General features: G+C 67.0%; 13 protein-coding genes. 7 read left to right on the plus strand and 6 right to left on the minus strand.

Features of this window, described 5'->3' with window-relative positions:
* Positions 1-80: 80 nt before the first annotated feature.
* The 7 genes from pgk to EU805_RS06470 all read left to right on the plus strand — a co-directional run bounded on the left by pgk (position 81) and on the right by EU805_RS06470 (position 6,835).
* On the plus strand, positions 81-1,259 hold the full coding sequence (gene pgk, locus EU805_RS06440) for a phosphoglycerate kinase (protein WP_129763128.1): 1,179 nt from the start codon (positions 81-83) through the stop codon (positions 1,257-1,259).
* A 100-nt stretch (positions 1,260-1,359) separates the two neighbouring features.
* A complete protein-coding gene (locus EU805_RS06445) occupies positions 1,360-2,238 on the plus strand; it encodes a fructose bisphosphate aldolase (RefSeq protein ID WP_129763129.1) in 879 nt (292 codons plus the stop codon).
* A 112-nt stretch (positions 2,239-2,350) separates the two neighbouring features.
* Entirely contained in the window at positions 2,351-2,647 is a 297-nt protein-coding gene (locus EU805_RS06450) for a septum formation initiator family protein (RefSeq protein ID WP_129763130.1), read from the plus strand.
* A gap of 148 nt (positions 2,648-2,795) precedes the next feature.
* Positions 2,796-3,803, plus strand: a complete 1,008-nt coding sequence (gene pdhA / locus EU805_RS06455; RefSeq protein ID WP_129763131.1) for a pyruvate dehydrogenase (acetyl-transferring) E1 component subunit alpha — start codon at positions 2,796-2,798, stop codon at positions 3,801-3,803.
* A gap of 3 nt (positions 3,804-3,806) precedes the next feature.
* Positions 3,807-5,201, plus strand: a complete 1,395-nt coding sequence (locus tag EU805_RS06460) for a pyruvate dehydrogenase complex E1 component subunit beta (protein ID WP_129763132.1) — start codon at positions 3,807-3,809, stop codon at positions 5,199-5,201.
* A 12-nt stretch (positions 5,202-5,213) separates the two neighbouring features.
* The gene (locus EU805_RS06465) at positions 5,214-5,468 is read left to right on the plus strand and encodes a hypothetical protein (RefSeq protein WP_129763133.1); all 255 of its coding nucleotides are present in this window, start codon (positions 5,214-5,216) and stop codon (positions 5,466-5,468) included.
* A complete protein-coding gene (locus EU805_RS06470) occupies positions 5,468-6,835 on the plus strand; it encodes a pyruvate dehydrogenase complex dihydrolipoamide acetyltransferase (protein ID WP_129763134.1) in 1,368 nt (455 codons plus the stop codon). Before EU805_RS06465 ends, EU805_RS06470 begins: the two co-directional genes overlap by 1 nt.
* Positions 6,836-6,906: 71 nt before the next feature.
* Here the strand turns inward: EU805_RS06470 and cysE are convergent, their stop codons facing one another.
* Genes cysE through EU805_RS06500 form a run of 6 tightly spaced genes read right to left on the minus strand, consistent with a single transcriptional unit; the run spans position 6,907 to position 13,928 of the window.
* Positions 6,907-7,719, minus strand: a complete 813-nt coding sequence (gene cysE, locus EU805_RS06475) for a serine O-acetyltransferase (protein ID WP_129763135.1) — start codon at positions 7,717-7,719, stop codon at positions 6,907-6,909.
* A gap of 58 nt (positions 7,720-7,777) precedes the next feature.
* A complete protein-coding gene (locus EU805_RS06480; protein WP_129763136.1) occupies positions 7,778-8,062 on the minus strand; it encodes a hypothetical protein in 285 nt (94 codons plus the stop codon).
* A complete protein-coding gene (locus EU805_RS06485; RefSeq protein WP_129763137.1) occupies positions 8,062-11,988 on the minus strand; it encodes a glycoside hydrolase TIM-barrel-like domain-containing protein in 3,927 nt (1,308 codons plus the stop codon). Before EU805_RS06485 ends, EU805_RS06480 begins: the two co-directional genes overlap by 1 nt.
* A 4-nt stretch (positions 11,989-11,992) precedes the next feature.
* Positions 11,993-12,421, minus strand: coding sequence for an NlpC/P60 family protein (locus EU805_RS06490; RefSeq protein ID WP_129763138.1), 429 nt, complete (start codon positions 12,419-12,421; stop codon positions 11,993-11,995).
* On the minus strand, positions 12,418-13,299 hold the full coding sequence (locus EU805_RS06495) for a DUF2163 domain-containing protein (RefSeq protein ID WP_242494073.1): 882 nt from the start codon (positions 13,297-13,299) through the stop codon (positions 12,418-12,420). Before EU805_RS06495 ends, EU805_RS06490 begins: the two co-directional genes overlap by 4 nt.
* Positions 13,296-13,928, minus strand: a complete 633-nt coding sequence (locus EU805_RS06500) for a DUF2460 domain-containing protein (protein ID WP_129763139.1) — start codon at positions 13,926-13,928, stop codon at positions 13,296-13,298. Before EU805_RS06500 ends, EU805_RS06495 begins: the two co-directional genes overlap by 4 nt.
* Positions 13,929-13,935 lie beyond the last annotated feature (7 nt).

The raw sequence follows: 13,935 nt of genomic DNA on the forward strand, positions 1-13,935 counted from the left end.
TCCCCGGATTGCCAACCGGGGGGCGTTGACGCCCGCGGGTCCTTGCCACAGGTAAGGTGCAGCAACGACAGGAGGCCGCGATGGGCTGGAAGACACTCGACGACATGGATCTGGACGGCAAGCGCGTGCTGGTGCGCGTCGATATCAATGTGCCGGTCGAGGATGGCCGCGTCACCGACACCACGCGGATCGACCGGATCGTCCCAACCGTGCGCGACATCCGCGCCGCCGGCGGCACACCGATCCTGCTGGCGCACTTCGACCGGCCCAAGGGCAAGGTCGTGCCGGAGATGTCTCTGAAACAGATCGTCCCGGCCCTCGAAAAGGCGCTGGGCTGCGACGTGACCTTCATCGACGGCTCCTACGGCGAACGTGTCGGCGCGCTGGGCCAAGGCGACGTCGCCCTTCTGGAGAACCTGCGCTTCAACCCGGGCGAGGAGAGCAACGACGACGGGTTCGCCGCGCGTCTCGCCTCGCTGGGAGAGGTCTACGTCAACGACGCCTTCTCCGCCGCGCACCGCGCGCACGCCAGCACCGAGGCGCTGGCCCGCAAGCTGCCCGCCTGCGCCGGCCGCCTGATGGCGGAAGAGCTGGGCGCGCTGGACCGTGCGCTGGGCAATCCCGAACGTCCCGTGGTCGCCGTCGTCGGCGGCGCGAAGGTCTCGACCAAGCTCGACCTGTTGTCGAACCTCGTGGAAAAGGTCGACACGCTGGTGATCGGCGGCGGGATGGCCAACACCTTCCTCGCGGCCTCCGGCGTCGACGTGGGCAAATCGCTCTGCGAGCACGACCTGGCCGAGACCGCGCGCGCGATCGCCAGCAAGGCCGCCGAGACGGGGTGCGAGATCCTGTTGCCCCGCGACGTGGTCGTCGCGCGCGCGTTCGAGGTCGGTGCCGACAGCGAAACCGTCAAGACCGAGGACGTGCCCGCGGACGCGATGATCCTCGACGCGGGCCCCGATTCCGTCGCCCACGTGGCGGATGTGCTGAAACGCTCGAAGACGCTGGTCTGGAACGGCCCCCTCGGCGCCTTCGAGATCGAGCCCTTCGACGCTGCCACCAATGCCGCGGCGCAGGCGGCGGCGGGTCTGACGAAGGACGGCGCGCTGATCTCCGTGGCCGGTGGCGGCGATACGGTCGCCGCGCTGAACAAGGCGGGCGTGTCGAAGGAGTTCACCTACGTCTCCACCGCGGGCGGTGCTTTCCTGGAATGGATGGAAGGCAAGACCCTGCCCGGCGTGGCCGCGCTGGAGCGCTAATCGCCCGCCTGTTGGCGTTACCACGATTGTCAGGCCCCCGCGGCTTTCCTACACCCGTGGCAACCAACACAACTGACGGGTGAGAGACGTGAACCAGGAGATGGCAGCGAAAATGCGCGGGGGCGACGGTTTCATCGCCGCCCTCGACCAAAGTGGCGGATCGACCCCCAAGGCGCTGCGGGCCTACGGGCTGAGCGAAAGCGACTGGTCCTCCGAAGAGGAGATGTTCGATCTCATCCACGACATGCGCGCCCGCATCGTGGCCGCCCCGGCCTTCAACGGCGAAAAGGTGGTGGGTGCGATCCTGTTCGAGCAGACCATGGACCGCCAGTTCGCGGGCGAACCCGCCGCCCAACACCTTTGGAACACGCAAGGGGTCGTCCCCTTCCTGAAGATCGACAAGGGCCTGCTCGACCGTGAGAACGGCGTGCAGATGCTGGCCCCCATGCCCGGATTGCAGGACACCCTGAAGCGGGCGCACGACCTGGGCGTCTTCGGGACCAAGGAACGCTCTGTCATTCACGAGCCAAACGAGACCGGGATCGAGGCGATCGTCGCGCAGCAGTTCGACGTGGCCGCACAGGTGCTGAACGCGGACATGATGCCGATCCTGGAGCCTGAAATCAGCATCGACGCCCCCGACAAGGCCCGGGCCGAGACGCTGCTTCTGGGCTGCGTCATGGACAACCTCGAACGGTTGCCCAAGGACGCCGAGGTCATGCTGAAGCTGACGCTTCCCGAACAGGCGGGCCTCTACCAGCCGCTGGTCGATCACCCCAAGGTCATGCGCGTCGTCGCCCTGTCCGGCGGCTACGACCGCGAGGAGGCGACGCGGCGGCTGGCCCAGAACCCGGGCGTCATCGCCAGCTTCTCGCGCGCGTTGACCGAGGGGCTTTCCGCGCAGCAGTCGGACGAGGCGTTCAACGCGCAGATCGAGCAAACCATCGACACGATCTACCGCGCCTCGACCGCCGCCTGAGTCCGACGGGCCACGGGCATCACAAATCACGACGCGGGCATTCCCATTGCCCGCGTTTTCTGATTCTGTGGACCTCAACCGCGGGATCACATCGGCGGAGCGAGGCTGAAGCATGACCAATTCCAGACCCTCCGTGGGAACCATCATCTACGTCCTCGGTGCGCTGGGACTGGGGCTTTATTTCGCCTTCGCCGCGGTGCAGGGCGATTACGGTGTCCTCAAGCGCGCGGGCGTGGCCGCCGAAGGCCGTGCCCTTGCCCAGGAGCTCGAGGTGCTGGAAGCCGAGGTCGCCCGGATGGAGAACCTGACCCTGCGCCTGTCGGACAAGTACCTCGACCTCGACCTGCTGGATGAGCGTGCGCGCGACGTGCTGGGCATGGTCCGCCAGGACGAGATCGTCCTCGACTGATCCGGCGCCCCGTCCGGATCGCCCGTCGCCGACCGTCCTTCCTTGTGCGAAAAACTGCGCAATCGCGTTGCCAAGCCGCGCCGCCCGTTCTACCCTTCAAAATTAGTTTAACGCTAAACAATTCCCGGGACCGGGTGGAGGGCGCGCGATGGCGACCAAGAAGGACGCAAAACCGAACGTCTCGGCCGACGAGCTGAAGGCCTATTACAAGGACATGCTGCTGATCCGGCGGTTCGAGGAGAAGGCGGGCCAGCTTTACGGCATGGGCCTGATCGGCGGCTTCTGCCACCTCTACATCGGCCAGGAAGCCGTCGTCGTGGGACTGGAAGCCACGGCGAAGGACGGCGACAAGCGCGTCACCTCCTACCGCGACCACGGCCACATGCTGGCCTGCGGCATGGACCCCAAGGGCGTCATGGCCGAGCTGACGGGTCGCGAGGACGGCTATTCCAAGGGCAAGGGCGGGAGCATGCACATGTTCTCGAAGGAAAAGCACTTCTACGGCGGCCACGGCATCGTCGCGGCCCAGGTGCCGATCGGCGCGGGCCTGGCATTGGCCGACCAGTACAAGGGCAACGACAACGTGACCTTCGTCTATTTCGGCGACGGCGCCGCGAACCAGGGCCAGGTCTACGAGACCTACAACATGGCGCAGTTGTGGGACCTGCCGGTGGTCTTCGTGATCGAGAACAACCAGTACGCGATGGGCACGTCGACCAAGCGGTCCACCAAGTCGCCCAGCTACTGGGAACGCGGCGCCGCCTACGGGATCAAAGGCGAAGAGGTCGACGGCATGGACGTGCTGGCGGTCAAGGAAGTCGGCGAGAAGGCCGTCGCCCACTGCCGCTCGGGCAAGGGCCCCTACATCCTCGAGATCAAGACCTACCGCTACCGGGGCCACTCGATGTCGGACCCGGCGAAATACCGGACCCGCGAAGAGGTTCAGAAGATGCGCGACGAGCGCGACCCCATCGAGCAGATCCGCGACCTTCTGCTGACCGGCAAGCACGCCAGCGAAGACGACCTCAAGGCGATGGACAAGGAGATCAAGGAAATCGTCAACGAGGCGGCCGAATTCTCCAAGGAAAGCCCCGAGCCGAACCTCGACGAGCTCTGGACCGATATCTACGCAACCGAAGTCCCGCAGGAGGCTTGATCGATGGCAACCGAAATTCTGATGCCCGCCCTCTCGCCGACGATGGAAGAGGGCACGCTGGCCAAGTGGCTGGTGAAGGAAGGCGATACCGTCTCCTCCGGCGACATCCTGGCGGAAATCGAGACCGACAAGGCAACGATGGAATTCGAGGCCGTGGACGAAGGCACCATCGGCAAGATCCTGATCGATGAAGGCACCGAAGGCGTGGCCGTGAACACCGCCATCGCCGTGCTGCTCGAAGAAGGCGAAAATATGGACGACGCCGAGATCGAGGAAAGCCAGGCCCAGCAGCCCGTCGCCGCCGACAAGGAGCAATCCTCGGAAACCGCGCCGGCGAACTCGAAATCGCACCCCGAACCGAAAGCCGCAGCACCTGCGAAATCCGACCGCACGCCGGACTGGGGCGACGATGTCGAGGTCAAGCAGACCACCGTCCGCGAAGCCCTGCGCGACGCCATGGCCGAAGAGATGCGCCGCGACGGCGACGTCTTCCTGATGGGCGAGGAAGTCGCCGAATATCAGGGCGCCTACAAGATCACCCAGGGCCTTCTGGACGAATTCGGCGCCAAGCGGGTCATCGACACGCCGATCACCGAACACGGCTTTGCCGGTCTGGGTGTCGGCGCGGCCTTCGGCGGGCTGCGCCCCATCGTGGAATTCATGACCTTCAACTTCGCCATGCAGGCGATGGACCAGATCATCAACTCGGCGGCCAAGACGCTCTACATGTCTGGCGGCCAGATGGGCTGTCCCATGGTCTTCCGCGGCCCCAATGGCGCCGCCGCGCGCGTGGGCGCCCAGCACAGCCAGGATTACGCCGCCTGGTTCATGCAGGTCCCCGGTTTGAAGGTCTGCATGCCCTACTCCGCCGCCGACGCGAAGGGCCTGTTGAAGTCCGCGATCCGCGATCCCAACCCGGTGATCTTCCTCGAGAACGAGATCCTCTACGGCCGCTCCTTCGACGTGCCCGTCATGGATGATTTCACCATTCCCTTCGGCAAGGCCAAGATCGAACGCGACGGCGACGGTGTCACCATCGTCTCCTTCGGGATCGGGATGACCTACGCGCTGGAAGCGGCAGAGAAACTGGCCGAGGACGGCATCGAGGCCGAGGTCATCAACCTGCGCACCCTGCGCCCCATGGACACCGAGACGATCCTCGAGTCGGTACGCAAGACAAACCGCTGCGTCACCGTCGAGGAAGGCTGGCCGCAGGGCAGCGTCGGCGGCTACATCTCCAGCGTCATCATGCAGGGAGCCTTCGACTACCTCGACGCGCCGGTCATCACCTGCACGGGCAAGGACGTGCCGATGCCCTACGCCGCGAACCTCGAAAAGCACGCGCTGATCACCACCGACGAGGTGGTCGAGGCCTGCAAGACCGTCTGCTACAAATAGGGAGCGCAAGAGATGAGCATCATGATCGTGACCGAACGCGACGGCCCTGCCACCATCAACGTCTCGCTCGAGGACAACCTGAACCTCAAGGCCACCGCCTCGCGCGCCTTCATCGACCAGCACGTCGGCGAAGGCGCGAACGGCAACCGCGTGACGCAGTGGTTCACCGAACGCTCCAGCGCGGTCGAGGCCGCGGTGAAGGCGAAACACGACGGCGGCACGGCCGAGGCCCCGTTCGACCAGCTGACCCTGGAAGGAATGCAGTAATGCCCGTCGAAATCCTGATGCCCGCCCTCTCCCCCACGATGGAGGAAGGCACGCTGGCGAAATGGCTGGTCAAGGAAGGCGATACCGTCTCCGCCGGTGACCTGCTGGCCGAAATCGAGACCGACAAGGCCACGATGGAATTCGAGGCCGTGGACGAAGGCACCATGGGCAAGATCGTCGTGCCCGAAGGCACCGAAGGCGTGAAGGTCAACGACGTGATCGCGGTCCTCTTGGCCGAGGGCGAATCCGCCGACGACATCGGCGAGATCTCGCAGCACTCCGAAGGGGAGTCCTCGCACGCCGAACCGGCCGAACCCTCCGAGCAGACCGAACCCGCCGCCGGATACGGCCGCGAAGGCTCCGCCGCGCAAGAGGAAAAGCCCGACACCGAGAGCGCCGACGACCACCACGCCGAGGAAGGCGCGCGCATCTTCGCCTCCCCGCTGGCGCGTCGCATCGCAGAGGAGAAGGGTCTCGATCTGGCCGATATCGAAGGCTCGGGCCCCCGCGGCCGCATCGTGAAGGCCGATGTCGAGAACGCCCAGCCCAAGACGAAGTCGGAAAAGGCAAAGTCCGAGGCGCCCAAGGATGCGCCCGCCCCGGCCGCGAAAGCGGGCGGTGGGGCCATGCCGGCCGGTCCGTCGACCGACACGATCCTCAAGACCTACGACGGTCGCCCCTTCGAGGAGGTCAAGCTCGACGGCATGCGCAAGACCGTCGCCGCCCGCCTGACCGAGGCCAAGCAGACCGTGCCGCATTTCTACCTGCGCCGCGACATCCTGCTCGACGATCTGATGGCATTCCGCAGCCAGTTGAACACCCAGCTCGAAGCGCGCGGCGTGAAGCTGTCGGTCAACGACTTCATCATCAAGGCCTGCGCCCTGGCCCTGCAACAGGTGCCGGAGGCGAACGCCGTCTGGGCGAACGACCGCACCCTGCGGTTCGAAAAGTCCGACGTCGCCGTGGCCGTGGCCATCGAAGGCGGGCTCTTCACCCCGGTCCTGAAAGACGCAGAGATGAAATCGCTTTCCGCCCTGTCGTCCGAGATGAAGGACCTCGCCGCCCGGGCCCGCGACCGCAAGCTTGCCCCGCACGAATACGCGGGCGGCAGCTTCGCCATCAGCAACCTCGGAATGTTCGGGATCGACAACTTCGACGCGATCATCAACCCGCCCCACTCCGCGATCCTCGCGGTCGGCGCAGGCGTCAAGAAGCCCATCGTCGGCAAGGACGGCACGGTGTCGGTCGGCACGGTGATGTCGGTCACGCTCTCGGTCGATCACCGCGTCATCGACGGCGCGCTGGGGGCGAACCTGTTGCAGGCCATCAAGGACAACCTCGAGAACCCGATGACCATGCTGGCGTAAGTCGGCCCCACACGACAAAAAAACGCCGGGTCCCGCGACCCGGCGTTTTTCGTTCTACGGGCGCCGAGGGTTTAGAGCTCCACCGGCCCCAGCATGTGGTCCATCAGGATCGACGGCTGCGAACAGCCCGCCTCGCCCACGACCTTGGCCGGTACGCCCGCCACGGTCTTCTTGGACTCCACATCGTGCAGGACCACGGACCCCGCCGCGATCCGGCTGCAGTGCCCGATGGTGATGTTGCCCAGCACCTTGGCCCCGGCCCCGATCAGAACGCCGTCCTGGATCGTCGGGTGGCGCTTTTCCTCTTCCTTGCCGGTGCCGCCCAGCGTGACCGAATGCAGCATGGAGACATTGTCGCCGATCACCGCCGTCTCGCCGATCACGACCGAGTGTGCGTGGTCGATCATGATCCCGCGACCGATGCGTGCGCCGGGATGAATGTCGACGCCGAAACTTTCGGAGGCGCGCATCTGCAGGAAATAGGCGAAATCCTGTTGATCGTTCTGCCACATCCAGTGCGCAAGCCGGTGCACCTGGATCGCCTGGAAGCCCTTGAAGAAGATAAGCGGCTGCAACATGCGCAGGCAGGCCGGATCACGCTCGAAGGTCGCGACCAAATCCGCCCGCGCCGCCTGCACCACGTCCGGGGAATCGGCATAGGCTGCCTCGGTCATGTCGCGCAGGTCCTGCGCCGACATCTCGCTCGAGGCCAGCTTCATCGCCAGCCGGTAGCCCAGCGCATCCTCGAACCGGCGATGCTGCAGGATGCTCGCGTGCATCATCGACCCCATGCCGGGGGTCGCGGTCACGGCGATCTCCGCCTCGTCCCGAATGCGGTCCCAGACCGGATCGACCTGCGTCACTTGCGCCTTCAATTGGGCCATGGCGCATCCTTTCGCGTCGCCTACGTTTGGCGGCTACATAGCAGCGAGGCCCGGGATTTCAATCCATGCGCCGCCGCTCGATCCGCTCCAGCACGACCCCAAGGGCCCGCAGATACTCCGCATCGAGCCGGGCCGCCACGGGGACCATCCCAAGGCCCTGTGCCGCAGCCGAAAGGCTGCCGTCGCCGAACACCTTGTGCCGGTATCCCATGCGCTTGCGATAGCGATCCGCCGCATCCGCTTGACGCAGCAGATCGTCCGCCACCCCGATCTGCCGCGCTTGGGGCCGCCCCAGCAGGCAGCGCACCCCCGCATCCAGATCGAGCCACCCCAGGGGCCGCATCACCGCACCTCGATCCGCACGAAGGGCCCGGTCCCGTAGCGCGGCGAGCGCTGTGCCACCGCGACCGCGAAAGGCGCCTCACCCACGTCCTGCTGTCCCATCGCCGCCGGATAGAGCCATTCTGTCTCGTTCACCGTGACCTCCCGGACGACATCGCCATTCCGCAGGACCTGCACCACGAAGGCCTTCTCTTCCTCCCCCAGCGGCACGTCGCCCCGCCGCCAGCTGTCGCCGTCGATCCGCGTCTGGCGCACCCAGTCGACCCGTAGGCCGCCCGAGACGAACCGGGCCTTCAGATGCACCACGGGATAGGGCCTGTACCCATTGCCTTCGACCCTCAGCACTCGGTGGCGATAGCTCGGATCGCCGAGGCCGCGCTTGATCGGCCCGAACCGGAAATGCCGCCGCTGACCCCGCGCATATGTCGGGATCGTGATCTGACGCGGCCGTCCGTCCAGCAGCACCACCTTCGTCCCCACGGGCCAGGGATCGGCGATGAAGGTCGAGGTGCCGGCCTGCCCGCGCAACAGCTTGGTCAACTCGAAGGTGCGGTCTTCCACCATCTGGGCCTGGGCGAACTGAACGATCTCCCAATTGTCCAGGCTGCCGTCGCCCAGCGCAAGCACGTTGCGCCCGGCCAGGACATCCTCGACGTCGCGCGCCTGCAAAAGCCCGTGCACCAGCCGGACTCGCAGCGTCTGCCGGTCCCAAAGCCCCGTGCGCCCCTTTTCCAACGGCGCGCGGAGCGTCCCGATCACGCTGCGCTGCCGGAACACGTCCTGCAGGACGTAGCCATCGTCCGCCGGCGCACTGTAAAGCGCCACCGCGGGCCCCCAGTTGCGAGAGGTCGGCGCGAAATAGGGTTCGTGCGGCACCTCGTCGCCACGGATCAGCGGCAGGTCGAGGAAAAGTCCCGTAACCGGCCCCGGCGCGCGATAGCTGGGCAGGCGGCCGCCGCCTTCCTGGCGCCGCTGCGGCAGGTAAAGCTCGCGCTCGATCCGGGTCGCCTCGATCCGCAGCCGCCCGATATCCTCCACCCGGTCGATCCGGTAGCGCCCGGACAGGTCGGCGTCGAAAAGTTCGACGACGTCGCCCGCACCGATCTCGCCCCGCGACAACGGCAGAGAGAAACTGATCGTATCCCGCGCCACCCCGGCCTCGTTGATCCAGCGCGCGACGGTCCCCGCGGCCCGCGCTTGCGTCAGCACCAAGGGGACTTCGCTTCGGGTGACGCCGGGATCGGGCCGCGGTCCGGCAGCGGCCTCCGATACGGCGACCGCGTAATCCCCCTCCGCCGTGACGAAGCCCAGCTGCACCCGGCCGGTCAACTCCGCCTCGGGCGCGCGGGTCAGGGCAATGTCCGACCCCCGCTCTGCGTCGAGCAGAAGATCGTCCGGCGCGATCCGCGCATCGACGGCGCCGTCCCGGGTCTCGAAGACCAGCACCCCCTCCCGCTCGGCCACGTCGACGCCGTAGGCCAAGAGCAACGGCTGCAACGCCGCCCGCGCGGTCGAGATCCGGTCCACCACGTAGCCCAGCACGGACCCGTGAAGACGGCTCGTGTCGATTTGCGTCACCCCGGCGTCGGCGCAGATCTCGGTGACGACATTGGCCAGCGTCCGCGACACCGCCCGTCCGTTCAGCCAATGCCCCCGCGCGTAATTGTCGCCATCCGACCAAAGCGCCGAATTGGCCGGGAACCAGGGAAACGGCCGGGCATCCCAGCACCAGACATGCGCACGGCTCATGTCCAGCATCGGTCCCACGTAAGGCCCCGCCTCGGATACCGGCATGTTACGCGCGCGACCGAAGTAGCCGAAGATCGCCCGCAGGTACTGCATCTGCATGAAATCGTCCCGCGCCCCGTTCGAGAAATGGGGCAATACCGATTCCGAGGATTTCGGATCGAGGAACTTGTTCGGCTGGTTCGTGCCGCGGTCGATGGCCGCACAACCGAACTCGGTGAACCAGATCGGCTTGCTGCGCGGCACCCAAGGCGTCGGCTGGGCCGCGCGCGTGCCGTTCACCCGGTCGTGGTGAGCCTGTTCCCACCAGTTCGGCAGGTCCTTGTACCGATAGATCCACGGCTCGCCGTAGGCGCCGTCGGTGATCGGCGTCCGGATCTGCGCCGCGCGCGCCTCCGGCGAATGGTAGTACCAATCGTACCCCTCCCCGCCCATGACGTTGCCCATCAGGTAATCGAGATCGTAGATAGAGCCCGCCCCGGCATCGAGGTGATCCTCGCCATCGCGCCAGTCCGACAGCGGCATGTAGTTGTCGATCCCGATGAAATCGATGTCCGGATGCGCCCAGAGCGGGTCGAGGTGGAAATACTTGTCCGCCGTCCCCGCCGGTTGATAGCCGTGGTACTCCGACCAGTCGGCGGCATAGCTGATCTTCACGTCCGGCCCCAGGATGCCGCGCACCTCGCCCGCAAGCGTCATCAGGGCCTCCACCGCGGGAAAGCTGTCGTTTTGCCCGCGGATCTGCGTCAGACCCCGCATCTCGGAGCCGATGCAAAAGGCATCGACCCCGCCCGCCGCGGCACACAGGTGCGCGTAATGCAGGATGAAGCGGCGATAGCCCCAGGTCGGCGGCCCCGCGTAGGAAACCTCGTCCCCGACCACCTGGAAATCGCCGGGCTGCGCCGTTCCCATGAAGGCCGCGACCTGCGCCTCCGCCGTTGCCGAGCCATCGGGACTGCCCGCCCGGCCCGGCGCCACGTCGGTGGTGATCCGCCCGCGCCAGGGCAGCACCTTCTGATCCGCCGCTCCCGTGTAGGGATCGGTCAGACCGTTTCCCGGCATCTGGGTCATCAGGATGAACGGATAGAACACCGGTTTCATGCCCCGCGCCACGAGGTCGCGGATCGACTGGATCACCGACAGATCCGACGGCGTGCCTCCGTAGACCGGCCGCCCGTCCTTCAACGGCACGATCCTGGCCGTGGCCCGGTCGATGTCGGCTACCCGCCACGGCTGCTCATCGCCCTCGGCGACCTTCTGCTCGACCATCGGCTGGACCTCGCAGCTGGCGCAGCGCAGATCGTTCCCGAACCAGGACACCACCAGGCTGACGGATTTGCAGCGTGGCAGCTCTTCCTCCAGCGCCAATGCCGAGGTGCTGAAATCCGTCCCGCCGCTGGGCGTGTTCACGTTTATGGGCAGGCTCTCCCCGAACTCCGAGGACAGGTTCACCTGCTCTGTCGCCAGCGAATACTCACCCGTGCCCGGGATCAGCGCGACGCCGCGAACCTGACGCGCGATGTCGTCCAGCCGCTCGGGTGTGCCCGGCTCCGCGGGGCGCATCACCTCGAAGGAGAACTGCGGCACCCGGTTGCCGAACTGGCCCAGCGGCAGATCCTCGAACACGACGTATGCGGTGCCGCGATAGGCCGGCACCCGCCCCTGCCCTTCGACGGCCACCATCTTCGGATCGGGCACCTGGTCCTCGGTCCCGAGGTAGACCCGCATGTTCAGATCGACCGGAGAGACCTCCACCCCGTCCGCCCACACGCGTCCGACGCGCGCGATCTCTCCCTCGCACAGGGCCACGGCCAAGCTCACCGTGTAGCTGTAGGTCGTCACCTCCGGATCCGCGGGCCGCGGCGCGCCCTTGCCGCCACCGCCGCCCGTGACGGTCTCGCTCTCGCGGTACTCGGTCGACCAGATCACCTGTCCGCCGACACGCACCCTGCCGTGGACCCGCGGGATCGCCTGTCCTTCGCTGGCGGCCGTCAGGCGGTAGCGGTCGAGTTGCCCGACCTCCACCGGCTCCGCCCCCTGACCCAGCAGCCGCGCGTCGATCGCCCGACCGGCCGTCGCTCCGACGGCCCGCCCGATGACGGCGGTGGACAGGCCCAGGACCGTTCCGCCGACGGATCCGCCGACCGCCATGCCCGCAGCAGAGAGAACCAAGGTTGCCATGCGCTTATCCTTCCAGAAAGTCGAAACGTGCCACGATCCGCCGCCGCCAGGGCGCCGAGAGCGGGCTTTCGGTCACGCCATGACCGCTGTAGGCGTGGATGAATGTCGGGCCGTCCCCGACCTCGGCCAGGATCGCCAGGTGCTTGGCGACCGCGCCGGCGCGCATGCGAAACAGCAGCACCTGCCCTGGTCGCAGCGGGGCGTCGTCGCAGCTGCGCAGATGACGCGCCGCGGCCCGCCACAATCGCTCGTCCCCCTGCGGCTCCGACCAATCCGGCGCGTAAGCCGGCAGCGCTTCGGGCTCCGCGCCATATCGCGCACGCCACACCCCCCGGATCAGGCCGAGGCAATCGCAACCGGCTCCCCGGCAAGAGGCCTGGTGCACGTAAGGCGTGCCGATCCAGCGCCGTGCCTCGGCCACGACCGCGTTCATCGAAACAGGCTCCCGCCGTCCATGTTCGCCTCCGTTCGCGGCACCGACACCAGCCAGTCGTCGCCCGGGATGAACGGGAACCCCTGGAAATTTATCATGTTCGAGAACTTCAGCCGGCAGGTCTCCGCCCGCTTGTCGCAGCCCGCCGTCACCCGCACGCGGTCCCCCGCCCGAAGCTTCGCCCGCAAGCTCTCCCACAGGACGAAGCGATGTCGCCCGCCCGCGCGGGTGTGAGCCTTGACCGCGCCGGACAGTCCCGCGGCAGGACCGTCGAGAACCTCCAGCACGCCTTGCGCGAAGAAACCCTCCGCCACATCCCCAACATCGAGCTCGATGACCCTGCGTTCGGATTGAGACACCACCTCCGCCGTGCGCCGCAGCCCTGCCGCGTCGAGGTTCACCTTGCAGGCCGCGTCCCCCAGCACTGCCGAGCACTGGCGCAAATAGGACCGCCCCGTCGGCCGGTTGAGCCCTTCCGCCAGACCGCGCAGCTCCGCCCGGAACTGCCCCGCCTCGCGGGTGATTTCTCCGATGGTGCCGCGAAAGCGGATCTGCCGGGCGGACACGTCGTCCCACCGCACCAGCCACTGCGTGACCTCCGCCGCGTCGAAGCGGCCGGCGACGATATCCTGCTCGGCGATGACATCCGACTGCAGCAGGCCCAGGGCCTCGCTGTTGTCGACGTCGAGCCCCGTGCCGGTGCTCAAGGCGCGAGCGGTCAGACCGCTGTCCGGACGGAACGTCCAGCCGCCGAAACGCAAGGTCCGGTCGTGATCGGTGAACCCGAAAGCCATGCCGTCCCGTCGCACGACCAACCAGGCCCGGCAGACATGGGCGGCCCCCTCCGCCATATGATCGAAAAGCGCGCGCCCGCTCACAGCCGCACCTCCACCACCGGCACGCTCGGGGCTTGACCGGCCTGGAACGAGGTGACCGCCGTCTCGATCCGGTCGGTGTCGAAGCGGACCGGCACGTCGAACTCGAAGCCCGCCTCGATCGAGGCACCCTCGTCGGGCGTGTCGCTGAAGGTCACGATCCCGGTCGTGAAATCGACGTCGAAGTCGATGCTCTCCTGCAATGGATCGCCGCCCACCGCGATCTGCACCGTGCCTTCGACCGGCTTTGCGATCGCACGCGCGTAAGTCTGCGCGCCAGAGCGGTAGACCTTCACCAGCTGCCAATCCGCCGTGGTCCCATCGCCCGTGCCGATCACCTGGTCGAAGGCGGTGACGGTCTTCGAGGGCAGGCAGGACTTGTAGTCGGCCCAATCCTTCCAGCGAAAGGCGTGCAGCTGCCCTTCGCGCGCCTCGAAGAACCCCGTCACCCGTTCCACGTCGTCCAGGGACCGCAGGCCAAGACCCGCGTCGTACCGCCGGCGGGACTGGCTCCACGGGGTCGAGCGTTCCTCGAAGCCGTTGGCCAGCGTGACGATCTCGGTGCGCCGCTCCGGCCCGCCCATCGCCCCGAAGCTGAGATTCGCGGGAAATCGAATGTCGTGAAATGCCATCTCGGCC

The organism is Salipiger sp. IMCC34102, assembly GCF_004145405.1.
Taxonomy (GTDB): Bacteria; Pseudomonadota; Alphaproteobacteria; order Rhodobacterales; family Rhodobacteraceae; genus Loktanella.